This window comes from Rheinheimera tilapiae, from assembly GCF_042432165.1.
Classification (GTDB): domain Bacteria; phylum Pseudomonadota; class Gammaproteobacteria; order Enterobacterales; family Alteromonadaceae; genus Pararheinheimera; species Pararheinheimera tilapiae.
Genome location: NZ_JBHLXP010000001.1, coordinates 2,464,266 through 2,488,352, shown reverse-complemented (window position 1 = coordinate 2,488,352; position 24,087 = coordinate 2,464,266). Strand labels below are relative to the sequence as shown.

Here is a 24,087-nt window from a genome sequence, read left to right as displayed (position 1 = left end):
ATGAAAAAAATCCGCGTAAACCGACCAGACATAACGAACCTCAGCGATAGATTAGAAAAACCTGTATGTTGTTGATGTTACCACGACAAAATGCCGTTCATTTACAAAGTGCAACATTGCGTGGATCCGGTGTTATCAGTAGAATGCCATGAGTCGCTGATTTTCTAAACGAAACAGTGCGTCTGTGCTGCTGTTTCAAATATTTCAGGGAAATGTTGTTTGAAGAAGTCCAGTCCAATCGAAGTCAGCGGAAGCGGTTATGCCGCCCTCTATCGTTTCATTGACTACGCCATTCTGATGTTTGTGTTGTTACTGAGCTGTTTTTTGTACGGCGTCAGTTTTGACAAAAATTACCTGATCTTATTACTCGCCGAAGTGTTGTTGTTTTCGTACTTAGCTGAAGGCATGTCGCTTTACCGGTCCTGGCGGTTATCCGCATTTCGTCAGATGATCCGACGCGCAGTCGCGGTGTTGGTTATTTCCTTTGCTATTCAGCTTATCTCTTTGTTTTTATTGAAAGTCGGTGCCAGTTATTCGCGGGTGATCATGACGGCCTGGTTCTGCGGTTCGGTGTTGTTGATGGTCGGTTGGCGACTGGCGCAGCGTATCGTCCGTAAAGTGCAGCTCGAACACGGCATTCACCGGCAAAAAGTGGCGCTGGTCGGCCTGACAGCCCGCGGCATTCAGCTCAGTCAGCAATTTGCCGAGGAGCGTGAGCTCGGCTTTGAATGTATCGGCTTTTTTGATGATCGTGACGCCTCACGGATGCCGGAAGAATATCAACATCTGTTGCTGGGGACGGTTAATGACGCCGTCATGCGTGGCCAGCAAGGTGAGTTTTCCCGTTTGTATATTTGTCTGCCGATGCACGCCGAAGCGCGGATCCAGCATATTGTCAGTCAACTGGGCGATACCACGCTCGACGTGTATCTGGTGCCGGACATGTTGACGTTAAAGATGATGCAGGGCCGGCTCAGTGCGGTTGGCGATATCGACACCATCAGTGTGTTTGAGTCGCCGCATCTGGGATTACAAAGTCACTTCAAACGCACTTTTGATGTACTGTTCAGTGCAACTGCGTTAGTGATGCTGAGTCCTTTGTTATTGTTGTTAGCCTGCGGCGTCAAGCTGACGTCGCGCGGTCCTGTGTTGTTTCGTCAGGACCGATATGGTCTGGATGGGAAGAAGATTGGTGTATTGAAGTTTCGCAGTATGAAAGTGCAGGAAAATGCCGAACTGGTGGTGCAAGCCACGCGTAACGACCCGCGTGTTACTTGGTTTGGTGCTTTTTTACGGCGCACATCTCTGGACGAATTACCACAATTTATCAACGTGTTGCATGGTGAAATGTCGGTTGTAGGGCCAAGGCCTCATGCCGTGGCGCACAATGAGCAGTACCGCAATCAAGTCGCGTTTTATATGCTGCGGCATAAAGTAAAACCGGGGATCACCGGCTGGGCCCAGGTCAATGGCTGGCGCGGTGAAACCGATACACTGGATAAAATGGCGAAAAGGGTGGAGTTTGATCTGTATTACATCCGCCATTGGTCGCTGTGGTTTGATATCAAAATTATCGTCAGAACAATTTTTAAAGGGTTTAGTGGCAAACATGTGTATTAACAAGGGAAGCAATGACATGGGGAAGCTGAAGTTAACGCGCCTGACAGGGATGCTGTTATGTGGTGTTGTGACCACGGTACAGGCGCAGGAACCGGAGGGCATGATCCGTACCGAGTCTGGTATTGATTTAATCCCGGGGCTGGTGACTTCGTTGCGCCATGATGACAACGTGATCCGCGACAAAGAAAAATCGGTTTCGAGCTGGCTCAGCACTATTGCGCCGTCATTAAAAGCCAATCTGGTCGACGGTGTGAACAATTACACACTGAGTGGTGCACTGCGTAACGGCAAATATTTCAGCAGCAGCGAAGATGATTACACCGATGGATATCTGGACGCCGAAGCACGGTTATCGCCAGGCAGCGCGCATCAGCTGAAATTTAAAGGCACAGGCAGCTGGTTGCATGAAGATCGCGGCACCGGTGTGTCAGAAGGCCGCGGCTTAGTGCAGGATGAAGTGACGCGCTACAACAGCCAAAACGGCGTTGTCGAATATGAATACGGCAATCAGGGTTCTACCGGCAAACTGCGCGCCAACGCGCGGTATTATGCCAAAGACTACGACAATTTCCGTGATGTAACGCAATACCGTGACCATGACTTGCGCCAGCTCGGTGGTGGTTTTGTTTATCAGACCGGCGGTGCCTTTAAGCTCGTTGCGGAAGTCGCCAGTGCCGACATCAATTTTAAATCTGTGGATTTAAGTGGTGCGCGGGATAACCAGGATACCAACTACCGCCTCGGTACTGAGTGGGAAATGAGCGCCATCACCACCGGGATCCTGAAGCTGGGTTACCAGAAGAAAGACTTTGATCTGGAGCAGCGGGAGAATTTCAGTGGTTTTGCCTGGGAGACCATAGTCCAATGGCAACCACTGACTTATTCAGGCTTTGATCTCGCGGCTGGCCGGCGCGCCAAAGACGTTGACGCTCTGAACATCAACTCGGATTATATCGTTGAAACCAGTTACAGCATCGGCTGGAACCATCAATGGTCTGAATCCCTGACGTCAAAACTGGCGTATGAATATCAGACAGACGCTTACAACCTGCTGCAAACCAGTGCGAATAGTTTGCTTCGCCGCGAAGATACGAATAAGGTGATCACAGCAGAATTAACCGCAAAACCAAAGCGTTGGTTGCAGGTCACCGGTTTTATTAATCTGGAAGATCGTACTTCTACGCTGGGCATCATTGAGTTTGACCGCACAGTCTATGGTGTTGAGTTCAAAGTGACGTTGTAAGGATAAACAGATGTTGGGCAAATGCTTGGGCAGATTTTTCGGCAGATTTTTCGCCATCTCAGTCTTGTTGTGCTTTGGTGTGATGGCGCAAACCACGGCAGGGTCGGCGCCGCAAAGCGCTGATGATTACGTGTTGGGGCCGGGCGATATCATCAAAATCAAAGTGTTTGGTGAGCCTGAGTTAGATTTGGAAACCCAACTGACCAATAGCGGCACGCTGAATTATCCGTTCCTGGGGACAATCAAAGTCACCGGCATGACGCTGAAGCAAGTTGAACAACATCTGTATCAAGGGCTCAAAGGCGATTATTTTGTCGAGCCCAATGTCTTTGTCGGCATGGTGCAATACCGGCCGTTTTATATCCATGGCGAAGTGAAAAAACCTGGCGGATATCCGTATCAGCCAGGGATGACTGTTGACCAGGCCGTTGCATTAGCTGGCGGTATGACCGAGCGGGCGTCGCGCGAAGACATCATTATTTCGCGGGAAGGCGACAAAGCCACCAAACAAAAAGGCAATCTGAATACTCAAATCAGTGCCGGCGATACCATCACAATAGAGCAGAGATTTTTCTGATGGCGATTTCAGCTGAAAACAACGCAGCACCTGATGAAGTGATTGATTTACGTAAATATTTTATGGTGATCAACCGCTCAAAATGGCGGATTTTATTATTGGCGATTTTAGTTTCGGCGCTGACGATTTTTGTCGTGCTGAACATGAAACAGATCTACAGCAGTAAAGCGACGTTGCTGATTGAATCGCAACAAGCCAAAGCGGTGAAAATCGACGAAGTGTACGGCATCAATTCAGCGCAGCAGGAATATTACCTGACGCAGTTTGAGATCCTAAAATCCCGCACCATCGCTGAATCTGTCATCGACCGGTTACAACTGGCCAGCCACCCTGAATTTGTCGGACAACCAGGCTTATTGGATGACCTGCGCACCTTATTGCCGTTTCTGACCGCAGGTACCCAACAGATCTCCGCTGAAGGTCAGGCCGCGCGGGATCGGGAGAAACTGGTACAGGCGTTTATCGAACGGTTGTCGATAGAGCCGGTGCGTAAAACGCAGCTGGTCAGCATTGTGTTTGAAGCCCAGGATCCAAAACTGGCGGCGGAAGTCGCCAATGCGATTGGTGAAGCTTATATCGATGGTCAGCTGGCGGCCAAAATGGGCATCACGCAAAAAGCCAGCAGCTGGCTGGGCGGGCGTCTCGGCGAGCTGCGGTTAAAACTCGATCAATCTGAACAGTCACTGCAGGAATTCCGCTTACGCGAAGGGCTGGTCGATGTGGCAGGTGTGCGTAGTCTCGGCAGTCAGGAACTGGAACGCTTAGGCGAACAAATCACTCAGGCCAGGTCGAAAAAAGCCCAGATCGATAGTTTTGTCCGTGTGGTGAAACAATACGGCATCGACCAAATTGAGAAGCTGGAAACCCTGCCGGAAATAACTGCGCATCCTGGCGTGCAGAGTGTGAAAATGGAAGCCGTATCGGCCGAGCGGAAAGTGTCAGAGCTCAGCAAAATTTACGGGCCAAAACATCCAAAGTTACTGGCAGCCAAATCTGAACTGGCGTCGGTACAGGACAATTTACGCGAGCAAATCCGTAAACTGTTGTCGGGCATCACCAACGAAGCCGACACTCTGAGTCAGAGCCTGAGTGCGCTCGAAAGCGAAATGCAACGCGCCAAAGGCCAGTATCAGGACCTGAGCGGTAAAGAAGCTGAATATCAGCGCTTACAACGTGAAGTAGAAACCAATCGCCAGCTGTTTGATACTTTCATGGCGCGGCAAAAAGAAACCGAAGTGACCGGTGATTTTAATTCAGCAGTGGCGCGTTTTACGGACCGCGCGATGCCTGCGGTCGATCCGATTAAACCGAAACGCAAACTGATCGTGATCCTGGCTTTTGTCGCGGCCATTGGTTTTGGCATCATTGTGGCCTTTGTGATGGAGTCGCTGAATGACACCATCAAAACGACCCAGGAAGTCGAAGCTGTGCTGCAACAACGTGCGCTCGGTGTGGTGCCTAAAATTGCCGGTAAACAGCAGTTGGTGACATTAAACCGCACCTTCTTCTCTACCGATGCGCGCTTGTTCAGTGAATCGATCCGATCTATCCGCACCAGTCTGTCGTTGCTTGGTCTGGACCGGCCGATCCAGGTACTGGCAGTGACGTCGTCAATTCCGGAAGAGGGTAAATCGACGGTGTCGAGTAATCTGTCGTTTGCCTGCCGCCAGCTCGAAACCGTGTTGTTGATTGATGCGGATATGCGCAAACCGACCATTGCCAAGCGTTTTGGTTTGCCGGCGTTTCAACCGGGCCTCGCCAACTATCTGGCGGAAACCGAGACGCTGGACGATTGTATCGTGCATGATGAGCAAAGCGGCATCGACATCATGCCAGCGGGTACCATTCCGTTAAATCCGCTGGAATTATTATCAAGTCCGCGCGTAGCAACGCTGCTGGCTGAACTGCGCGGCCGTTATCAGAAAATCATTATCGATACACCGCCGGTACATGCTGTCAGTGACGCATTAGTGCTGTCACGGCTGTCAGATTCGGTAGTGATGGTGGTGAAAGCCGATCACACGCGCTCAGGTCTGGTGCAGTTGTCGTTGTCGAAACTAGTGAACGCCCATGCCCGGGTTGTTGGTGTGGTGCTCAATGACCTTGATTTGAAAAACGCCGAGCGTTACGGCAGCTACGGCTATTACCAATATTATGCGCAGTCGTCTGAATCGACATGATTGACCTGCACAGCCATATCCTGCCCGGTATTGATGACGGCGCTGTGGACGCGGGCGAAACGCTCGCGTTGCTGCGTCTCGCCGCCGCGGATGGCATTCGCCGGATGGTGGCAACGCCCCATATCAATCCGGGTTATTTCGACAATGACCGCAACACAATCACCTCGGCCTTAGCGGTCGCCCGTGCACTGGTGCTAGAGCATCAAATCCCCATCCAACTGGCGGCAGCAGCCGAAGTGCGACTCACCGACCAACTGATGAGTGCGATTGAGCAACAACAGTTACCATTTTTGGGGATGTGGCAAGGGCAGCAGGTATTATTGCTGGAATTACCCCATAGCCATGTCCCGGCAGGTACCGACAAACTGCTGAAATGGCTTGGTAAAAAGCAGATCATTGCGATGATTGCGCATCCGGAACGCAATCGGGAAATTCAGGCGAATCCACAGTTGTTGCAACGCCTGCAAAGCGCTGGTTGTTTGTTTCAGCTCACCGCCAGCTCATTGCTCGGCGATTTAGGTGATCGCCATCAGCAATGTGCCGACATGCTGGTGCGCCAACGCATCTATCAGGTGATGGCCAGCGATTGTCATAATTTGCAACGTCGCCCACCCAAGTTACAGCAAGCCCGGCAACAGCTGGCGCAGCTGACGGACGATCACTACGCCGACGCACTGGTATCAGCACATCCGGCACTGATCACGGCGAGCCTCGATTTTGGAGGGAGCCAATGAGCCCAATATTACGCCGTCGAATGTGGCTGACCGTTTTAGCACTGCCGCTGGCAGGATTGATGTTTCTGGCCGGCCAGGCTGGGATCGCCAGTTTGTATTATTTTCAGGCGGCTTTTGCGCTTGATCACTGGCAACAACAACCGCCGGTAGCGGACGACTATCAACAGGCTGCTACAGCGATCAGTCAGGCCGCCGCGTTGCAGCCCGGCAATCCGCATTATTTATTGATGCAGGCCAAAATTAATGAATGGGGCTGGCACAGCGGTTATCTCAATACCGAGGCACTGGCTGGCAACGAAGCGTTGTATCAGCAAGCCATCGCGCTGCGACCCGATTGGCCGGTTGCATACGCCGACTATGGTTATTTCCTCGGCCATACCCAGTTCCGCCTGACTGATGCCTGGACGCAAATGATATTAGCGCGTCAGCACGGTGCTTATTTACCGCAAGTACAGCAGAAGTTTTTGAGTCTGAGTTTTCAATACTGGCCTTATTGGTCGGCAGGGCAAAAAGCAGAGATATTCAAGTACTTGCAGCAAACACTGTTTGGTCATCTGAGCGGTCAGGCCATTGCGTTGGTGCAGCAATTTAAACTGCAGCGTCAGTCTTGTTTGTATTTGCGCCGGCGCGCGGCAACAGAGCCGCAGTGGCCTCAGGTCGAACGCCAGTTATGTCCTGAGGCGAGTCCGGCACCATGACGGGGCCGCAATGACAGGGCAGTTCAGCGCGGGTCTGGTGATGCGTACTCAGGTACGGGCGCAGTCCATGCCGTCATTGGTCAGCGAATTGGTCAGCAGGGCAAAACGTCAGGTATCGACCCGACTGTATTTAGCCAATGTCCATATGCTGATGGAAGCGGCTGACGATCCCGCTTTTGCCGAAGTGTTAGCTCGCAGCGATTTTGTGCTGGCGGACGGTAAACCGCTGTGTTGGTGGCAGCGATTGGTCAATGGCATCAGCTGCCCGCAACTGCGTGGCATCGATCTGGTGCTGGCACTATGTCGCCGTGCCGCAGCCGAGGGCTTACGGGTGGGTATTTATGGTGGTCATGCCGAGGCTGATTTGCAGTCTGCAGTCCATCGCCTGCAGCAGTTAGTGCCGGGATTGCTGGTTTGCTACCAGCATGCGCCGTCGTGGCAGCCATATCCAGCCAGTGCTGAACCACAGCAATTACAGCTGATGCAGCAGGCCCAACTCGATATTATTCTTGTGGCACTTGGTTGTCCGAAACAAGAAGTCTGGATTGACCAATACAGTGCGCAGTTGCCAGCGCTGCAGCTGGGGATCGGTGCTGTAGTGGATTTTCTCAGCGGTCGCCGGCGGCAGGCTCCGCGCTGGGTGCAACGGCTGGCGCTGGAATGGTTGTATCGCTGGTTACAGGAGCCACGCCGGCTGGCGCCCCGATACCTGAAACATAATCCGCGGTTTTTAATCTGTTTGTGCCGGGCGTGGTGGCAGCAACACAGCCGGTGATTGAGTGTCTGGAGAAGAGTGTTTGAACAAAAAAGTGGCGTTTATTACCGGGATCACCGGACAAGATGGTTCTTATTTAGCCGAGTTGTTACTTGCTAAAGGTTATCAGGTGCACGGCCTGAAACGTCGGGCCTCGTCACTGAATACCAGCCGGATTGACCATATTTATCAGGATCCGCATCAGCAGGACCTGCCATTGTTCCTGCACTACGGTGATATGAGTGACAGTCTGGCCTTATGTGGCTTGTTGCAGAAAATTCAGCCTGACGAAATCTATCACCTGGCCGCACAAAGTCATGTCGCGGTGTCGTTTGAAGCGGCCGAATATACCGCCAATGTGGTGGCGCTTGGCACTATCCGTTTGTTAGAGGCGGTACGTTTATCTGGGCTGAATTGTCGGTTTTTTCAGGCAGCCACCTCAGAGATGTATGGCAAAGTCACCAGCCTGATGCAAAACGAAGACACGCCATTTCGGCCTTGTTCGCCTTATGCGATAGCTAAAGTCGGCGCGTACTGGACCACCGTGAATTACCGTGAGGCTTATGGTTTATTCGCCGTTAACGGCATTATGTTTAACCATGAATCGCCGCGACGCGGTGAGACTTTTGTCACCCGTAAAATAACCCGTGCCTTAGCAGCGATTGCGCTGGGTCAGCAACAATGTCTGTATCTGGGCAATCTGGATGCTCGGCGTGACTGGGGTTTTGCTGCCGACTATATGGATGCAGCCTGGCGTATGTTGCAGCAAGACACACCCAGTGATTTTGTCATTGCGACCGGTGTGCAGCATACCGTACGCGAATTCTTGCAGTGTTGCGCCGCCAGCCTCGGCATCAGTCTGAGCTTCAGTGGCTCTGGCCTGACCGAGATCGCCACAGTTTTACATTGTGATCCGGCCCGCACGCCTGCTTTACAACCCGGCGCCGTGATCCTGCGAATTGATCCGCGTTATCTGCGTCCCAGCGAAGTGCCATCATTATGTGGCGATGCGACGCGGGCCAGAACCGTGCTTGGCTGGCAACCCGCGACAGATTTTACCGCGTTGTGCCAGATGATGATGGCGCATGATCTGGCTCAGGCTAAACGTCAGGCACTATTAGAGGCCAACGGTTATGCACGCTGAAGGCCAGAAACCACTGCGAGTGTTTATCGCCGGTGATCAGGGCATGGTCGGGCAGGCACTTTATCGCGAGTTCAGCCAAACGGCCGATCGGTCAGTTGCTTATCAGCTGATCACCGCACCGCGCAGTCAATTGGATTTAACCCGTCAGGCCGACGTTGAGGCTTTTATCGAGCAGCAACAACCGGACTGGATCCTGGTGGCGGCGGCACGGGTTGGTGGCATCGCTGCCAATCAACAATATCCGGCAGAATTTATTCTGCAGAACCTGCAAATTGCCGCCAACTTAGTGGCTGCTGCGCATCAGTGCGGTGTTTCCCGCTTGTTATTTCTGGGGTCGAGCTGCATTTATCCGAAATTTGCCGACCAGCCGATCAGTGAAGCTGCGCTGTTAAGCGGGGCGCTCGAGCCCACGAATGATGCGTACGCTATCGCGAAAATTGCCGGTTTAAAGCTATGCAGCAGTTTTCACCGGCAGTATGGCGCCGATTTTCGTGCACTGATGCCAACCAATTTGTATGGGCCTGGCGATAATTTTGATTTGCAGCAGGCGCATGTGATCCCGGCTTTAATGCGTCGGATGCAACTGGCGAAAGATACGCAGAGCCCCATGCAGATTTGGGGTTCTGGTACGGCGCTGCGCGAGTTTTTGCATGTTGATGATCTGGCCAAAGCATGCCGGCTGGTGATGGAGTTGCCAGCAGACGTTTATTGGCAGGCTTGTGCTGACACGCCCGGGTTTTTGAATGTCGGTAGCGGTGAGGAAATCAGCATCGCGGCACTGGCGTCGTTATTGCGTGACATTATCGGCTACCCACAGGCGTTGAGTTTTGACCCGAGCCGGCCCGATGGCACGCCGCGCAAACTGGTCGATAGCAGCCGCTTACGCCAGCTCGGTTGGGCACCACAGATTTCGTTAACAGCAGGTCTGACCCAGACCTGGCGCTGGTATCAACAACATCAGCAACAGCTGCGTGGCGCTGCCGATCGTGGGCGTTGAATACAGCACAGACATGGTCATTCATGGCGGCCGCTTGCAGTCTGTGGCGCAATTGACAGCAGCGCAGCGCTCCATCAGACTAACCCAAATCAGTGATTTGACAGGATTTCAATAATGTTCACACCCGTAATTATGGCCGGTGGCTCAGGAACGCGGTTATGGCCACTCTCACGTGGTAACTACCCGAAGCAATTTTTAGCGCTGACCGGTGATACCACCATGTTGCAGCAGACCTTGTTGCGTCTCAAAGGTCTGGCGCATCAGGCGCCTTTGCTGATCTGTAACGAAGACCATCGCTTTATCGCTGCCGAGCAGGTACGTCAGCTCGGAGTGCAGGGCGCATCCATTCTGCTGGAACCGGTCGGACGCAATACAGCGCCGGCCATTGCACTGGCCGCTTTGCAGGCTGTCGCGACGGCGCCGGACGCAGTGTTGCTGGTGCTGGCGGCAGATCATGTGATTGACGATGAAGCGGCGTTTCGTGCCGCGGTCCAGCAGGCAGAGCCGCTGGCTGCTGCAGGCAAGTTGGTTACTTTCGGCATAGTGCCAACGGCGCCGGAGACCGGTTATGGTTATATCCGCCGCGGGGCTGCCTCTGGCCTCGGTTTTCAGGTCGATGCTTTTGTCGAAAAACCCAATCTGCCGACCGCTGAGCAGTATCTGCAAAGCGGCGAATACTACTGGAACAGCGGGATGTTTATGTTCCGCGCCGACCGATACCTGCAGTTATTAGGTCAGTATCAGCCTGCGATGCTTGCAGCCTGTCAGGCAGCCATGGCTGAGCTGAGTCCGGATTTAGATTTTGTCCGGGTGAAAAAAGCGGCATTTGAAGCCTGCCCGGATAATTCAATCGATTACGCCATCATGGAGCCATTAAGCCGCGACGAGCCGGCCAGCGTGGTGGTGTTGCCTTTAGCCGCCGGCTGGAACGATGTCGGCGGTTTCGCTGCGTTATGGCAGGTCAGTGGTAAAAACAACGACGGTAATTCGCATCACGGTGATGTTTGGTCCCACAACAGTCAAAACTGCTATGTACGTGCTGAACAACAGCTCGTCGCAACCGTAGGTGTGCAGGATTTAGTCGTGATCAGCACCAAAGATGCGGTACTGGTTGCACACAAAGATCAGGCGCAGGATGTCAAACACATCGTCGCACAGCTCAAAGCCAAGCAGCGGCCAGAAGTCACCTTCCATCGAGAAGTGTACCGTCCTTGGGGTAAATACGATTCAGTGGACCATGGTGAACGCTTCCAGGTGAAACGGATCACAGTCAAACCCGGCGCGAAATTATCGGTTCAGATGCACCACCATCGCGCCGAGCACTGGATTGTGGTATCGGGTACCGCCAAAGTGACTATCGATGGCCAGGATCAGTACCTGACGGAAAACCAGTCTGTGTATATCCCCATCACTGCGGTGCATGCGCTGGAAAACCCGGGCAAGGTAGAGCTGGAACTGATTGAAGTGCAATCCGGTTCATACCTTGGCGAAGATGACATTGTGCGGTTTGAAGACCGTTATGGGCGGGCCTGACATGTCCCTGAAAACTGACACACAGCCGAAAACCGAGATGTACCGCAAAATTAATTGCGTCAAAGCTTATGATATCCGTGGTCGTCTCGGTGATGAACTGGACGAAGACGTCGCCTACCGGATTGGCCGCGCTTTTGGTCAATACCAACAGGCTAAAACTGTGGTGGTCGGTGGCGATGTGCGCGCAACCTCAGAAAGCCTGAAGCTGGCACTGGCTAATGGTCTGATGGATGCCGGTGTCGATGTGATAGACCTTGGCATGACTGGTACTGAGGAAGTCTATTTTGCCACTTTCCATTTAGGTGTCTGTGGTGGCATCGAAGTCACTGCCAGTCATAATCCACTCGATTACAACGGCATGAAGCTGGTGCAACAAGACGCCAGGCCAATCAGCGGTGATAGTGGCTTATTCGACATCAAAGCCATTGCCGAACAAGGCGATTTTGTTGCGGTCGCAACACGCGGCGCTTATCGTCAGCAGTCGGTGCTGGCCGATTTTGTCACGCATTTGCTTGGTTACATCCGTCCGTCACTGTTCAAACCGATGAAAATCGTGGTGAATTCGGGCAATGGCGCCGCTGGTCATGTCATTGACGAGCTGGAAAGTCGTTGCGAAGCATTGGGGTTGCCACTGCAGTTTATTAAAGTCCATCACGAGCCAGATGCGACCTTCCCAAATGGCATCCCAAACCCATTGCTGCAGGAAAATCGCGCCGATACCTCCAAAGCCGTACTGGCACATCAGGCTGATTTTGGCGTGGCCTGGGACGGCGACTTTGACCGTTGTTTCCTGTTTGATGAACAGGGCCAGTTTATTGAAGGCTATTACATCGTCGGTCTGTTAGCTGAAGCATTCCTGCAACAGCACAGCGGTGCCCGTGTTATTCACGACCCACGCTTAACCTGGAACACCATCGATTTGGTGCAGCAGGCGGGTGGTGAAGCCATTCAGTCAAAAACCGGCCATGCCTTTATCAAAGAGCGGATGCGGCTGGAAGATGCGGTCTATGGCGGTGAGATGAGCGCGCATCATTATTTCCGTGATTTTGCTTACTGCGACAGTGGCATGATCCCGTGGCTGCTGGTGGCTGAACTGATGTGCGTGAAGCAAAAGGCACTGTCAGCGTTAGTCGCGGAACGCATCGCCGCCTTTCCATCCAGTGGTGAAATCAACTTCACTATTGCCGAGCCTAAAGCCAAACTGGCGGAAATTCTGGCGTTGTATCAGCCATCGGCCGACAAGCTCGATACGACCGACGGTATCAGTCTGGAATTTGCCGATTGGCGCTTTAACTTACGCAGTTCCAATACCGAGCCGCTGGTTCGGCTCAATGTGGAAAGTCGCGGCGATATCGCGTTGATGCAGGCAAAAACGGCGGAGCTATCCGCTTTATTGCAGCAAGGCTAAAAGCAATGAGTACAGCGTCTCCCGATGATATCCGCCAGGATCCGGCCATGCAGAAGCTGCTGGAACGGATGCCTGAGGATGTGCAGCAAAGCTTTACTGAAGCGCAGCTTAGCTATCTGCGCGTCGCGTTGGGGGCGAGGCAATGGGGTAAACACCGGCTGGACTTACGCGGCACTGTCGGGCTGGGGCGCTGGCGTTACTACTATGTGATTGTCGGCGGACGCAATCATCGCGGCGATCCGCGGCACGGCCAGCTCAGCCGGCTGATGCAAGCTGTCGTGATCAGTATGTTTTTGTTGGTTGCCGCTTTGATTGGGCTATTGCTGCTGTACCTGCTGAAATCGGCACTGGGGATTGATTTATTTGACGATTATTCTTTTGGCGTCTGGCATTGGTTTAAAGCGCTGTTTGCTGGCTGATGGTCGTCTCAACCTCAAATCTCAAACCTGAAGCGCAGGTTAACTACTGCGCTTCAGTCTGATCTCCGTACGGTCAAAGGCTAATTTCGAGCCGTTGTACCACCACGCCGTTTTGTGGCTCTTCATCATCATCTTCGGCCAATAAACCGACTGGTTTTGCCGGTACTGCTTCTTTATCAAAAGCGGTGTCACCGGCAAATTCGCCAGCACTCGCCTTAGTGACAGCAGCAAAATCGAACAGGTTTTTATCGACCATGTGCGATGGCACGATGTTTTGCATGGCCTGGAACATCGTTTCAATCCGGCCCGGGAAGCGTTTGTCCCAGTCCTGCAGCATTTCTTTCACTACCTGACGTTGCAAACCATCCTGTGAACCACATAAATTGCACGGGATAATTGGGAATTCACGTGCGGTGGCGTATTTTTCGATATCTTTTTCCCGGCAGTATGCCAGCGGGCGGATCACGATGTGTTCGCCATTGTCGCTAATCAGCTTCGGTGGCATCGACTTCATTTTACCGCCGTAGAACATGTTCAGAAACATCGTTTCAATCATGTCATCCCGATGGTGGCCCAGTGCGATTTTGGTCGCGCCCAGCTCTTTGGCGGTGCGGTATAAAATGCCCCGACGCAACCGGCTGCATAAAGAACAGGTAGTTTTGCCTTCAGGAATTTTTTCTTTGACGATGGAATAGGTGTCTTCAGTGACGATTTGGTAATCCACGCCGATGCCATCTAAGTAAGTAGGCAACACGTGCGCCGGAAAGCCCGGTTGTTTCTGGTCCAGATTGACCGCCACAATGCTGAAGTTGATCGGGGCGGATTGCTGCAGATTCAGCAGAATGTCGAGCAAGGTATAACTGTCTTTGCCACCGGACAGGCAGACCATGATTTTGTCGCCTTCCTCAATCATGCCAAAATCAGCGATGGCCTGACCCACGCCACGACGCAGTCTTTTGTGCAGTTTGTTCAGATTATATTGCGCTTTGGCTTCAGCGGAGTGTGACATGATGCTACCCAGACAGTAAAAAAGGCGCACATTATAGCGGATCACGCCCGCTTGCCAATTCCAATTCTTGGTTACGGGCGTGGAACATCGACTGTTATGCGACTGGCGCGTCCGGTTTTAGCGCCAACACGTCGCAATCGAGCCGGTCAATCACATGTTCGGCGGTATTGCCAATAATGGCTGCCGACAAACCGGTGCGACCGATAGTGCCGATAATCACCATCTCAGCGTCCAGTTCCTTGGCCACACGCGGGATCACATCTTCCGGCATGCCTTCCTGCACGTGGACCGATTCTGCGGTGAGATCAAACTGACCAGCCAGCGCATTCGCTGCATCAACATGGTGATGGCGCATGCTGTCGTTGTATTCAACCGGATTAAATTCCGGGATCTCAATCGCCACATGAATAGGCGTCCCCGGATACGCATTGACCAGATGCACTTTGGCGTTCAGCATCGCGGCCATCGCTTGCGCCTGGCGAATAATAATGTGATTCAGCGCTTTGTGATGTGGTTTCTCACTGCCGGCATTGACCGCTGCCAGTATATTGCCTTGCGCCGGCCAGGCATGTTCTTTGACCAGTAACACCGGGCAGGGGCATTTACGCAGAATATGCCAGTCGGTTGGGGTAAAAATCATTGATTTGAGCACATCATGGTCATGGGTGCCTTTGATCACCAAATCATAACCATGTTCGGTAACTGCCTGCACAACCGCTTCAAACGGGCGGTTGTGCCAGACCACTTTGGCGCTGCAGGCTATGCCTTTGGTGCGGGCCTGATGCAATAATTCCTGGATCCAAATCTCGCGGTCGGTGATCACGGCCTGACGCATCGATTCGCGTTCTTCACCGGATAACATCGTCGTCATTTCGTAAGAGAAATCGTAGATGGATAAAAAAGCAGTGATTTTACAGGCGGTGTGCTCGGCCAGTTCTATGGCTCTTGCCAACGCTTTTTGCTGATCAGTACTGGGATCGAGCACCACCAGCACATCCTGATATGTCGCCATCATCATTCTCCTTTGCGGTCACAGGTACAGAATCATTGTAGCTAAGTTAATCCGCTTCGCGTTTGGTGATGTTGTGTTGGATCAATGAAGCGCCGATTGGTTCCCGGAAGAAGTCTGCGTTCAGTGCTGTCAGGGGCAGAAACAACAAAACCGCCCTAAGGCGGTTTTGCTGGCGATCAACACAACATCAGCGGCCGATTTGCGCCATTCCGGCGATACGGCTTAATTCTTCAAAATTGGCGATAGTGATCAGTTTACCGTCGACATGAATCAGCTCATCTTTGTGAAAGCGTCCCAGCAGGCGACTGATAGTTTCGACGGTTAAACCGAGATAGTTGCCAATCTCACCGCGGGTCATCGTCAGACGGAATTCTTTGCGTGAGAAACCGCGGCTGCCGAAACGTTGTGCCAGATTGGTGATAAATGCAGCCAGTTTTTCTTCAGCGGTTTTTCGGTTCAGCAACAGCATCATTTGCTGGTCACCGTGGATATCCTGACTCATCAGCCGCATCAGTTGCTGACGCAGCTTAGGCACCTGATCTAACAGACTATCGAGGTTGTTAAACGGGATCTCGCAAACCATTGCGGTTTCCAGCGCCTGAGCATAGCTAGGGTGGTGCTGATCACCGATGGCGTCAAAACCAATGACATCGCCAGGTAAATGAAAACCGGTGATTTGTTCTTCACCTTGTTCGGTCAGGGTATAAGTCTTAAAAGAACCTGTGCGTACTGCGTACAACGCCTGTAACGGTTTTCCGGCTTCAAATAAATGATCGCCTTTGTGCGACGGACGTTTACGCTGGATGATTTGATCAAGCTTATCAAGCTCTTGGTCGTTGAGGGTGAAAGGCAGGCACAGCTGACTGAAACCACAGTGCTGACAATTAATACTTGAAGGTGAACTCATCGCAGGTTTCCAAACTCCATCCAAAGTATGCCCAGCTTAAAAAACCAGAGCCCGAAGTGCAAGGTAAATTGTCTGTAACGCGTAAGCGGCCAGGACGGCTGCCAGTCCATATCGCACCCATTGCTGTTGCTGTAACTGCCTTAGCGCGTCTGCGGTCTGACCCGCCAGCAGCACAGCCGGCAGTGTGCCAAGACCAAACAGCGCCATCCACAAGGCGCCCTGACTGGCACTGCCACTGCCGAGGCTCCAGCTCAATGCTGAATACACCAGACCACAAGGTAAATAGCCCCAACATAAGCCATAGGTATAAGCTTTGAGAGCAGAATCCAGCGGCAGTAGCTTTTGACTCAGTGGCTGGACCCGGCGCCATAACGCTTGTCCGGCACGTTCCAGTTTCAGCAAGCCAAACCATAATCGGCTGATATACAGCGCCATCGCCAATAACATCAAACCAGCGAACAGTTGCAGCCACTGCGGCATTAAGCCGGTACTGCCAATCATCGTGGCGCCAAGGCCGCCAAATAAGGCACCGGTCAGCGCATAGCTGCTAATACGACCGAGGCCCAGCATCAGCTGCAGCGCATAGCGGCGGGGACGTGATGGTGGCATCAGCATCTGCAGTGCACCGGCCATCCCGCCGCACATTAACAAGCAATGCGCGCTGCCAAACAGGCCGACAAAAAATGCGGCGAAAATATCAGGGTTCACGGGATGGCGGCGTGCTGTCGGCTGGTGGTGTTGTAGACGCTGGTTTTTCGTTAAACAGGATGCTGAAACCTTCTTTATCCAGGTCGTCAAACTGTTTAGAACGCACCGCCCAGAAAAATACTGCGATGCCAATCATCACAAAGATGATAGCTATCGGGATCAAGACGTAGATAATACTCATGATTTGAGCAACCGTAATGAATTAGACACCACGAGCAATGAACTGCAGGACATACCGATCACTGCGACATAAGGCGAGACAAAACCACAGACCGCCAACGGGATGATAACCAGATTGTACCCGGCTGCCCACCACAGATTTTGCCGTACCACGCGATGTGCCTGACGCGCACCATCAATCAGGGTTTGCAGCTGCTGTAAGTCGTTGTGCAGCAACACCACGTCAGCCTGGTTCTTTGACAGTTCGGTGCCACTGTCGAGTGCAACAGACACATGCGCAGCATGAAAACACGGACTGTCGTTGATACCGTCGCCAACCATCAACACAGTTTCGCCAGCTTGTACCGACAGCTGGATCGCACTGACTTTTTGCTCCGGGCTGCAACCTTGCCACAGCTCGTTGATACCCAGCTGCGTGGCCACGGCTGGCGCTGCGGCTGAAGCGTCACCGGTCAGGATCGCTAGCTTTAGCTGACGTTGCAGCAGAGCAGGGATCAGCGTCGAGACTTCTGGCCTGAGCTGGTCCGCCAGTTGTACTGTTGCTGCTAACTCCCCGTTGATTGACAAACATACCTGAGCGCCCGCCAGTCGAGGGTCTTGTGGATCCAGGCCACAGAAATCCGGCCGGCCAATGCGTAGCTTCTGTTGTTGATAAACACCTGACAAACCGGCACCGACACTGAGGCTAACGTTCTCCAGCGGTAAGGCTTGTTGAAAGAAAGGGCTAAAAGCCCGGGCGATCGGATGTTCAGATTGCTGCTCCAGATTGGCCATCAGATTCAGCAGTTGTGCTTTGTCATACAGCGGCGTGAAGATTTGCAGATCGGTCAAACTAAACCGGCCTTGGGTCAGGGTACCGGTTTTGTCGAAGAAAATTTTACTGAGTTTTGGCAGGACATCGAGCACATGCTGGTTTTTGATCAGGATGCCTTTGCGATTGAGCTGTGCCAAAGCGCAAGTCACTGCTGTCGGAGTGGCCAGACTCAGTGCGCAGGGGCAGGTGGCGACCAACACGGAGAGCGTTACCCAAAATGCCCGGTCGGCATCAATCCAGAAATACCAGGCACAAAAGGTGACAGTCGCAATCACCAGTAGTCTCTGTACGAAGAAACGGGCGATGCGATCCGTTTTTTCCAAAATGGCCGGTTTTTGATGCAGCGTTTGTTGCTGCAGCGCAATAATTTGGCCCAAACGTGATTCGGTCAGGGCGCTACGGACCTGTACCACCAGAATGCCGTCATGGTTCATACTGCCGGCAAGCACTAAATCACCGGCTTGTTTACTGACTGCTTTGTATTCGCCGGTTAACATCGATTCATCGGCTGAGCTGATACCGCTTTCAACCAGGCCATCCGCAGGAATGGTTTCACCGGCTTTCACCAGAATATGGTCACCGCTTTGCAGCCGTCTGGCTGATGTGGCAATACCCTGTTCACCATCCCACAAAGTGGCGCTGACCGGCATCACTTTAAGCAAGTTACTGGTCGCGTCGCGCGCTTGTTTTCTGGCACGGAATTCAAAGAATTTGCCAAGCTGCAGCAGAAAGACAAACATACAGACCGACTCAAAATAGACTTCGCCGGTATCAAAGACGGTGGCATACAACGAAGCGATAAAGGTGTAATACAGTGCCAGCGTAATGGGCACATCCATATTGAGCTGACGGGCCTTTAATGCGCGCCAGGCGCTGCTGCTAAAGGGCAGGGCCGCATAGGCCATCACGGGTAAAGTCAGCAGCAGACTAACCCAGCGCAGGTACCCTTCGTATTGTGCTTCAATCCCGCTAAATTCGCCGAAATACAAACCAAAGGCCAGCATCATGACCTGCATCGTCATAATGCCGGATACTGCCAGACGTTTCAGATAAGCGTTTAATTCCTGCTGGAAATTCTGTTCTTCCAGGTCAGCGACAAAGGGGCTGCCCTGATAACCCAGTTCGCTGATTTGGCTTAATATTTGGCTGAGTGGCGCTGTTTTGGCATCCCAGACCAGTTCACAACGGGCTGTGCCTGAGTTGACGCTGACGCGTTGTACTGCACTATTTTGCTGTAGCTTACGTTCAATCAGCCAGGCGCAGGCCGCGCAACTCATGCCGTTGATCGAGAGCTCAATGCGCTGCGCATCACCAACCTGTTGGGTCAGGTCCTGTAAGACTTCGGCACTATCGTAGCTGGTGAGTTGTGCTTGTAGTTCCGCCGGTATCGCATTGGCTTTGCTGGCGGCTTTACTACGGAATTTATAGTAATCACTGAGGCCTTGCGCGACGATAGTTTCGGCGACGGCCTGGCAGCCGGCGCAGCAAAAGACTTGTGTCTCAGCAAGCACTTCGCAGTGAAAATCAGTACCGGCCGGGACAGGTTCATGACAATGAAAGCAGCGCTGTTGCAGCATGGGTCAGGTAAAGGTCTCAGTAGGTCAGTTTAATTGCATCTATAGCCGGCAGGCTTAACGACGCACGCAGTTTCCACTGGTTGGCGTTATCGTGCACTACCAGATTCCATCTACCGGTGGGGGTTACCGGCAGTTCGGCGACATACATGGATTCACCGCTGCGATGCGCGATGACTTTAAAATCTTGGGCAGCAAGCGTGTTGTGGACAAAATCCAACGTCAGGTCTTCATCCAGAATGCTGTTGGTATCAAAGGTCAGAATGGCTTTATTACCGGCTAACAGTACTTTTGCATGTAAATTGCGTGCGGCTGCTTCACGGTAAAGGGATAAATTCTGGTTGATGGCTTTGCCTTCGGCATAGTAGTCGTCGACAACTAAATCCGGACTTTGCTGGTTCATGATGTAAACCGTATGCACGGCTTTGAGGACCGAAAACACCGGCAGGCTGATCAGGATCCAGGGCCAGACTTGTTTATACCAGGGTTTTGACATCATAACTTCCTTTCTCGAATAACTTCAGGCAGATAAAACGAAGCCCCACGAGGGGGCTTCATTACAGTGCCGGATCTAGCAATTACTTCGCTTCATCCGGACGAGACAGACGGTATACGTAAGCCGCAATCACGTGGATTTTATCTTCACCCAGCGTGTCTTTGAACGCCGGCATCTGACCGTTACGGCCCTGACGCAGAGTCTGTTCAATTGAACCGGCTGAACCACCGTATAACCAGATGCTATCGGTCAGGTTAGGCGCACCGAATGGCAGGTTATGGGCCAGCGAGCCTTTACCATCCATACCGTGACAGGCCGCACACATACCGAACTTGGCTTTACCAGCGGCAGCGTCATTGTCGTTGACTTTACGGCCAGACAGACTCAGCACATAAGCGGTCATTTCTTTAACGCCCTGATCACCCAGTGCTTCGCCCCAGGCTGGCATTGCGGCCTTACGGCCATGACGCAGGGTCTCAACGATCTTGTCAGCAGTACCGCCGTATAACCAGTCGTTGTCAGTCAGGTTCGGGAAGCCACGCTGACCGCGGGCATCTGAGCCGTGACACTGAGCACAGTTTTGCAAGAACAGACGTTGACCAACTTTCAGTGCGTCTTTGTCAAATGCCAGTTCTTCAACCGGACGGCTGGTGTACTTAGCAAACTCTTTGGCAAAAGTACCTTCAGCTTTGATGTATTCCGCATCCAGCTGAGAAGGGGTACCCGCCGCTTTTTTCGCTTCAACAGCTGCTTTTGATTCAGCCAGAGACTTTACGCCCTGGTTTGAACTGGTCCAGCCAAACAGACCTTGCCAGCTACCTAGACCCGGGTAGGCTGCAAAGTAATACACCGCCCAGACGAAGGTGGCGTAAAACATAATGGTCCACCATCTTGGCAGCGGATTGTTGATTTCTGAGATCCCGTCAAATTCATGACCGGTGGTTTCGTTTTCTGCAACGCCAACATGGTTTTTCAGGTTCCATGTCAGCAACACGAAGCATACAACCAGACATGCAAGTGTTAATACAATGATCCAAGCACTCCAAAAGCTACTCATGATCCGACTCCTGTTGTTGTTTTTGTTGTGGCTTTTTATCGTCGGCAAATATCACATTTGCTACTTGGTCGAAGTCGGGTTTGCGTTTGAACGCAAACAGCCAGACGACGAGCCCAATAAAAGCCACAAAAATAATCACGGTGAAAATGCTGTGTACTGTAACGAAGTCCATGGCAATTACTTCAGTGCGGTGCCCAGTGATTGCAAATAGGCAATCAGGGCCTGCATTTCAGTCTTACCTTTGACAGCTTCTTGTGCAGCGGCAATTTCTTCCGCTGAGTACATCACACCGTCAGCATCGTCTTTGTGCATTTTGCCTTTGGTCAGGACGTTAAATGTTTCCATTTTCTTCGCTGTCAGCTGACCGTCCAGAACAGTGCTATCCAACCATGGATAACCTGGCATATTGGACTGAGGCACAACAGAACGTGGGTCCATCAGGTGGGCATAATGCCAATCGTCGCTATAACGACCACCGACGCGGGCCAGATCCGGACCTGTGCGTTTAGAGCCCCACAGGAACGGGTGTTCCCAGACGCTTTCACCGGCAACAGAGTAGTGACCGTAACGTTCCACTTCGTGACGGAACGGGCGGATCATCTGACTGTGGCAGTTGGTACAACCTTCGCGGATAAAAACATCACGGCCTTCCAGCTGCAGCGCTGAATAAGGTTTGAGGCCATCCACAGGTTCGGTTGTTTCGTTGAGAAACATCAGAGGCGTTATCTCAACCATGGTACCGAAGCTGATAGCGACAACAGTCATGATGCCGAGCCAGCCGACGTTTCTCTCAATAAAATCGTGATAATTCTTAGACATGACTGACTCCTTATGCCGCTTCTGCGATTGGCTCTAACGTACCTTGTTTGGCACGCACGGTTTTAATCACGTTGTAAGCCATTACCAGCATGCCGGCGACGACGAAACAACCACCGATGAAGCGCATCAGGTAGAACGGATATGAAGCTTCCAGCGATTGCACAAAGCTGTAAGTCAGGGTGCCGTCGGTATTGACTGCACGCCACATCATGCCTTGCATAATACCGCTGATCCACAGGGCGACGATGTACAGTACAACGCCAGTTGTGTGTAACCAGAAGTGCGTGTTAATCAGTTTGGTGCTGTACATACGACCTTGCGCGAATACAGCAGGGATCAGGTGATACAGTGCGCCAATCGATACCATCGCAACCCAGCCTAAAGCACCTGAGTGGACGTGACCAACGGTCCAGTCTGTGTAGTGAGACAGAGCGTTTACTGATTTGATAGCCATCATCGGGCCTTCGAATGTCGACATGCCGTAGAAAGACAGAGAAACGATCAGGAAGCGTAAGATAGGGTCGGTTTTCAGTTTATGCCAGGCACCTGACAGCGTCATGATACCGTTGATCATGCCACCCCAGCTTGGAACAAACAGGATCACTGACATCACCATACCAACAGACTGAGTCCAGTCTGGCAGGGCAGTGTAATGTAAGTGGTGTGGACCAGCCCAGATGTACAGTGCAATCAATGCCCAGAAGTGCACGACAGACAGGCGGTAAGAATACACCGGACGGCCAGCTTGTTTTGGTACGAAGTAATACATCATACCGAGGAAGCCTGCGGTTAACAGGAAGCCTACCGCGTTGTGACCGTACCACCACTGCACCATCGCATCGACTGCACCGGCGTAGATTGAATAGGATTTAGTCAGCGTGACCGGAATCACCATGCTGTTGACGATGTGCAGAGCAGCTACAGTGATAATAAAACCGCCGTAGAACCAGTTCGCAACATAAATGTGGCTGGTTTTACGTTTGATTAAGGTGCCGAAGAATACGATGGCGTAACTGACCCAAACTACAGTGATCAGAATATCGATTGGCCATTCCAGCTCGGCATATTCTTTGCTCTGGCTGATACCCATCGGTAAGGTAATTGCTGCTGCGAGAATCACAACCTGCCAGCCAATAAAGGTGAACATGGCAAGCTTTTCGGCGAACAGGCGGACCTGACAGGTACGCTGAACGACGTAATAAGACGTGGCGAATAACGCACTGGTACCAAACGCGAAAATCACCGCGTTGGTGTGGAGAGGACGAAGACGGCTATAAGTTAACCAGGCAGTATCAAAGTTCAGTGCTGGCCAGTAAAGTTGTGCCGCAATTAAAACACCCACGCTCATGCCGACTATGCCCCACAACACGGTTGTGAGTGCAAATAGGCGGACAACTGTGTAGTTGTAGTCAACATTTAACGATTGTGTATGGCTCATGTTGAGTTCCGCTGCAGTTTTTTGCTAGTTAGTAAATGAAAACACCCGAGGGCGACCTTTCTTATTTTAGATTTGCCGTAACTGCCGCCAAACCACTGACTCAGCTCGCTTTCACAGCCCATCTTTGCGCCGGATCATACGAGCTTTACCCCTAAAAAGATAGGCAGATACGTCGGTTTTATGATTTAGAACAATGTTGCTGCTCAGAAAATATTCAATTGAAGCAACAATTTCCGTTGCAGTGTGAATAGGATAGAATAACGGCCCGCGCTGTAAAGGGAATGACCGATGTCTTTGAGAAAATGCCTGTTGTTGCTGCTGATATTCTGTTTTGTGTCTTGTACGCCACAGAGCGGGCAACAGTCAGATGTGCGTCAGGTGCAAAAAGGTGCTGCGCAACTCAACTATCAGCCGGCTCGGCTGCAGACCGAATCGCCGCTGAGTTTAGCTATCCGAACCCCAGCAGGCTGGCAATTACATAAGGCGGCCTTAGTCGGACTAAGTATGGAAATGCCACGCATGCCGCTGTTTTTCACGCAGGCTGTTGATTCGGTACCATCGCAGATTAACTGGCAAACGCAGTTTTTAATCGGCGCTTGTGCCGATGCGCAAATGACCTGGCGGCTGGAATTGCTGTTTATTGATGACAAAGGCGCTGAACAGCGCCTGTCGGATGAGTTTGTCGTCTATCGGCGCTGATGCGCGAAGCCGTGTTTAGTTAAACTCTGCCAATCGTCATTTGTAAGTCTAGCGCGCTTGTATCCTG

At 52.1% G+C, this 24,087-nt stretch carries 24 protein-coding genes; 13 read left to right on the top strand and 11 right to left on the bottom strand.

Going from position 1 to position 24,087, the window contains the following annotated elements; translation table 11 throughout:
• Positions 1-219: 219 nt before the first annotated feature.
• From ACFFJP_RS10760 to ACFFJP_RS10705, 12 genes are all read left to right on the top strand, one after another.
• Positions 220-1,620: an undecaprenyl-phosphate glucose phosphotransferase gene (locus ACFFJP_RS10760; protein ID WP_377243245.1), complete on the top strand. Its 1,401-nt coding sequence runs from the start codon at positions 220-222 to the stop codon at positions 1,618-1,620.
• Between the two features lie 16 nt (positions 1,621-1,636).
• Positions 1,637-2,863, top strand: coding sequence for an outer membrane beta-barrel protein (locus ACFFJP_RS10755; protein ID WP_377243243.1), 1,227 nt, complete (start codon positions 1,637-1,639; stop codon positions 2,861-2,863).
• Between the two features lie 10 nt (positions 2,864-2,873).
• Positions 2,874-3,440: a polysaccharide biosynthesis/export family protein gene (locus tag ACFFJP_RS10750; RefSeq protein ID WP_377243241.1), complete on the top strand. Its 567-nt coding sequence runs from the start codon at positions 2,874-2,876 to the stop codon at positions 3,438-3,440.
• Entirely contained in the window at positions 3,440-5,620 is a 2,181-nt protein-coding gene (locus ACFFJP_RS10745; RefSeq protein ID WP_377243239.1) for a GumC family protein, read from the top strand. Before ACFFJP_RS10750 ends, ACFFJP_RS10745 begins: the two co-directional genes overlap by 1 nt.
• Entirely contained in the window at positions 5,617-6,354 is a 738-nt protein-coding gene (locus ACFFJP_RS10740; RefSeq protein WP_377243237.1) for a tyrosine-protein phosphatase, read from the top strand. Before ACFFJP_RS10745 ends, ACFFJP_RS10740 begins: the two co-directional genes overlap by 4 nt.
• Positions 6,351-7,052, top strand: a complete 702-nt coding sequence (locus ACFFJP_RS10735) for a hypothetical protein (protein WP_377243235.1) — start codon at positions 6,351-6,353, stop codon at positions 7,050-7,052. Before ACFFJP_RS10740 ends, ACFFJP_RS10735 begins: the two co-directional genes overlap by 4 nt.
• A 10-nt stretch (positions 7,053-7,062) precedes the next feature.
• Positions 7,063-7,827 (top strand): WecB/TagA/CpsF family glycosyltransferase, encoded by a 765-nt coding sequence (locus tag ACFFJP_RS10730; RefSeq protein WP_377243233.1) that lies wholly within the window; start codon positions 7,063-7,065, stop codon positions 7,825-7,827.
• Between the two features lie 22 nt (positions 7,828-7,849).
• Positions 7,850-8,950, top strand: a complete 1,101-nt coding sequence (gene gmd / locus ACFFJP_RS10725) for a GDP-mannose 4,6-dehydratase (protein WP_377243231.1) — start codon at positions 7,850-7,852, stop codon at positions 8,948-8,950.
• The gene (locus ACFFJP_RS10720) at positions 8,940-9,947 is read left to right on the top strand and encodes a GDP-L-fucose synthase family protein (RefSeq protein ID WP_377243229.1); all 1,008 of its coding nucleotides are present in this window, start codon (positions 8,940-8,942) and stop codon (positions 9,945-9,947) included. The genes gmd and ACFFJP_RS10720 overlap by 11 nt, the downstream gene beginning before the upstream one ends.
• Before the next feature lie 114 nt (positions 9,948-10,061).
• Positions 10,062-11,480 (top strand): mannose-1-phosphate guanylyltransferase/mannose-6-phosphate isomerase, encoded by a 1,419-nt coding sequence (locus ACFFJP_RS10715; protein ID WP_377243227.1) that lies wholly within the window; start codon positions 10,062-10,064, stop codon positions 11,478-11,480.
• Positions 11,481-11,517: 37 nt separating this feature from the next.
• Positions 11,518-12,888 carry a phosphohexomutase domain-containing protein gene (locus tag ACFFJP_RS10710; RefSeq protein ID WP_377243446.1) on the top strand — a complete coding sequence of 457 codons (1,371 nt, stop codon included), beginning with the start codon at positions 11,518-11,520 and terminating at the stop codon, positions 12,886-12,888.
• Between the two features lie 5 nt (positions 12,889-12,893).
• Entirely contained in the window at positions 12,894-13,307 is a 414-nt protein-coding gene (locus ACFFJP_RS10705; protein WP_377243225.1) for a 3-phosphoshikimate 1-carboxyvinyltransferase, read from the top strand.
• Positions 13,308-13,380: 73 nt separating this feature from the next.
• Here the strand turns inward: ACFFJP_RS10705 and ttcA are convergent, their stop codons facing one another.
• From ttcA to ccoN, 11 genes are all read right to left on the bottom strand, one after another.
• The gene (ttcA, locus tag ACFFJP_RS10700; protein ID WP_377243223.1) at positions 13,381-14,316 is read right to left on the bottom strand and encodes a tRNA 2-thiocytidine(32) synthetase TtcA; all 936 of its coding nucleotides are present in this window, start codon (positions 14,314-14,316) and stop codon (positions 13,381-13,383) included.
• A gap of 94 nt (positions 14,317-14,410) precedes the next feature.
• Positions 14,411-15,328 carry a universal stress protein UspE gene (uspE, locus tag ACFFJP_RS10695; RefSeq protein WP_377243221.1) on the bottom strand — a complete coding sequence of 306 codons (918 nt, stop codon included), beginning with the start codon at positions 15,326-15,328 and terminating at the stop codon, positions 14,411-14,413.
• Positions 15,329-15,515: 187 nt separating this feature from the next.
• A complete protein-coding gene (fnr, locus tag ACFFJP_RS10690) occupies positions 15,516-16,235 on the bottom strand; it encodes a fumarate/nitrate reduction transcriptional regulator Fnr (protein ID WP_377243219.1) in 720 nt (239 codons plus the stop codon).
• A 36-nt stretch (positions 16,236-16,271) separates the two neighbouring features.
• Positions 16,272-16,943: a sulfite exporter TauE/SafE family protein gene (locus ACFFJP_RS10685; protein WP_377243217.1), complete on the bottom strand. Its 672-nt coding sequence runs from the start codon at positions 16,941-16,943 to the stop codon at positions 16,272-16,274.
• A complete protein-coding gene (gene ccoS / locus ACFFJP_RS10680; RefSeq protein ID WP_377243215.1) occupies positions 16,933-17,124 on the bottom strand; it encodes a cbb3-type cytochrome oxidase assembly protein CcoS in 192 nt (63 codons plus the stop codon). Before ccoS ends, ACFFJP_RS10685 begins: the two co-directional genes overlap by 11 nt.
• Positions 17,121-19,514, bottom strand: coding sequence for a heavy metal translocating P-type ATPase (locus ACFFJP_RS10675; protein WP_377243213.1), 2,394 nt, complete (start codon positions 19,512-19,514; stop codon positions 17,121-17,123). The genes ccoS and ACFFJP_RS10675 overlap by 4 nt, the downstream gene beginning before the upstream one ends.
• A gap of 16 nt (positions 19,515-19,530) precedes the next feature.
• A complete protein-coding gene (locus tag ACFFJP_RS10670) occupies positions 19,531-20,010 on the bottom strand; it encodes a FixH family protein (RefSeq protein WP_377243211.1) in 480 nt (159 codons plus the stop codon).
• A gap of 79 nt (positions 20,011-20,089) precedes the next feature.
• Complete coding sequence (gene ccoP / locus ACFFJP_RS10665) at positions 20,090-21,064, bottom strand: cytochrome-c oxidase, cbb3-type subunit III (protein WP_377243209.1); 975 nt, start codon at positions 21,062-21,064, stop codon at positions 20,090-20,092.
• Entirely contained in the window at positions 21,057-21,236 is a 180-nt protein-coding gene (locus tag ACFFJP_RS10660) for a cbb3-type cytochrome oxidase subunit 3 (protein ID WP_031564280.1), read from the bottom strand. Before ACFFJP_RS10660 ends, ccoP begins: the two co-directional genes overlap by 8 nt.
• 5 nt (positions 21,237-21,241) lie before the next feature.
• Positions 21,242-21,883 carry a cytochrome-c oxidase, cbb3-type subunit II gene (gene ccoO / locus ACFFJP_RS10655; protein WP_377243206.1) on the bottom strand — a complete coding sequence of 214 codons (642 nt, stop codon included), beginning with the start codon at positions 21,881-21,883 and terminating at the stop codon, positions 21,242-21,244.
• Between the two features lie 10 nt (positions 21,884-21,893).
• Positions 21,894-23,321 carry a cytochrome-c oxidase, cbb3-type subunit I gene (gene ccoN, locus ACFFJP_RS10650; protein ID WP_377243203.1) on the bottom strand — a complete coding sequence of 476 codons (1,428 nt, stop codon included), beginning with the start codon at positions 23,319-23,321 and terminating at the stop codon, positions 21,894-21,896.
• A gap of 288 nt (positions 23,322-23,609) precedes the next feature.
• Between ccoN and ACFFJP_RS10645 the strand changes: the two genes are divergently transcribed.
• On the top strand, positions 23,610-24,020 hold the full coding sequence (locus ACFFJP_RS10645) for a hypothetical protein (protein ID WP_377243201.1): 411 nt from the start codon (positions 23,610-23,612) through the stop codon (positions 24,018-24,020).
• Positions 24,021-24,087 lie beyond the last annotated feature (67 nt).

Bases quoted from the DNA above. Each gene is read 5' to 3' on its own strand.
- fnr (WP_377243219.1), bottom strand. From the start codon at position 16,235: ATGAGTTCACCTTCAAGTATTAATTGTCAGCACTGTGGTTTCAGTCAG.
- ACFFJP_RS10675 (WP_377243213.1), bottom strand. From the start codon at position 19,514: ATGCTGCAACAGCGCTGCTTTCATTGTCATGAACCTGTCCCGGCCGGT.
- ACFFJP_RS10660 (WP_031564280.1), bottom strand. From the start codon at position 21,236: ATGGACTTCGTTACAGTACACAGCATTTTCACCGTGATTATTTTTGTG.
- ACFFJP_RS10750 (WP_377243241.1), top strand. From the start codon at position 2,874: ATGTTGGGCAAATGCTTGGGCAGATTTTTCGGCAGATTTTTCGCCATC.
- ccoP (WP_377243209.1), bottom strand. From the start codon at position 21,064: ATGAGTAGCTTTTGGAGTGCTTGGATCATTGTATTAACACTTGCATGT.
- ACFFJP_RS10745 (WP_377243239.1), top strand. From the start codon at position 3,440: ATGGCGATTTCAGCTGAAAACAACGCAGCACCTGATGAAGTGATTGAT.
- ttcA (WP_377243223.1), bottom strand. From the start codon at position 14,316: ATGTCACACTCCGCTGAAGCCAAAGCGCAATATAATCTGAACAAACTG.
- ACFFJP_RS10730 (WP_377243233.1), top strand. From the start codon at position 7,063: ATGACAGGGCAGTTCAGCGCGGGTCTGGTGATGCGTACTCAGGTACGG.
- uspE (WP_377243221.1), bottom strand. From the start codon at position 15,328: ATGGCGACATATCAGGATGTGCTGGTGGTGCTCGATCCCAGTACTGAT.
- ACFFJP_RS10755 (WP_377243243.1), top strand. From the start codon at position 1,637: ATGGGGAAGCTGAAGTTAACGCGCCTGACAGGGATGCTGTTATGTGGT.
- ACFFJP_RS10670 (WP_377243211.1), bottom strand. From the start codon at position 20,010: ATGATGTCAAAACCCTGGTATAAACAAGTCTGGCCCTGGATCCTGATC.
- ACFFJP_RS10645 (WP_377243201.1), top strand. From the start codon at position 23,610: ATGTCTTTGAGAAAATGCCTGTTGTTGCTGCTGATATTCTGTTTTGTG.
- ACFFJP_RS10715 (WP_377243227.1), top strand. From the start codon at position 10,062: ATGTTCACACCCGTAATTATGGCCGGTGGCTCAGGAACGCGGTTATGG.
- ACFFJP_RS10740 (WP_377243237.1), top strand. From the start codon at position 5,617: ATGATTGACCTGCACAGCCATATCCTGCCCGGTATTGATGACGGCGCT.
- ACFFJP_RS10720 (WP_377243229.1), top strand. From the start codon at position 8,940: ATGCACGCTGAAGGCCAGAAACCACTGCGAGTGTTTATCGCCGGTGAT.
- ccoN (WP_377243203.1), bottom strand. From the start codon at position 23,321: ATGAGCCATACACAATCGTTAAATGTTGACTACAACTACACAGTTGTC.
- ACFFJP_RS10705 (WP_377243225.1), top strand. From the start codon at position 12,894: ATGAGTACAGCGTCTCCCGATGATATCCGCCAGGATCCGGCCATGCAG.
- ccoS (WP_377243215.1), bottom strand. From the start codon at position 17,124: ATGAGTATTATCTACGTCTTGATCCCGATAGCTATCATCTTTGTGATG.
- ccoO (WP_377243206.1), bottom strand. From the start codon at position 21,883: ATGTCTAAGAATTATCACGATTTTATTGAGAGAAACGTCGGCTGGCTC.
- ACFFJP_RS10710 (WP_377243446.1), top strand. From the start codon at position 11,518: ATGTACCGCAAAATTAATTGCGTCAAAGCTTATGATATCCGTGGTCGT.
- ACFFJP_RS10735 (WP_377243235.1), top strand. From the start codon at position 6,351: ATGAGCCCAATATTACGCCGTCGAATGTGGCTGACCGTTTTAGCACTG.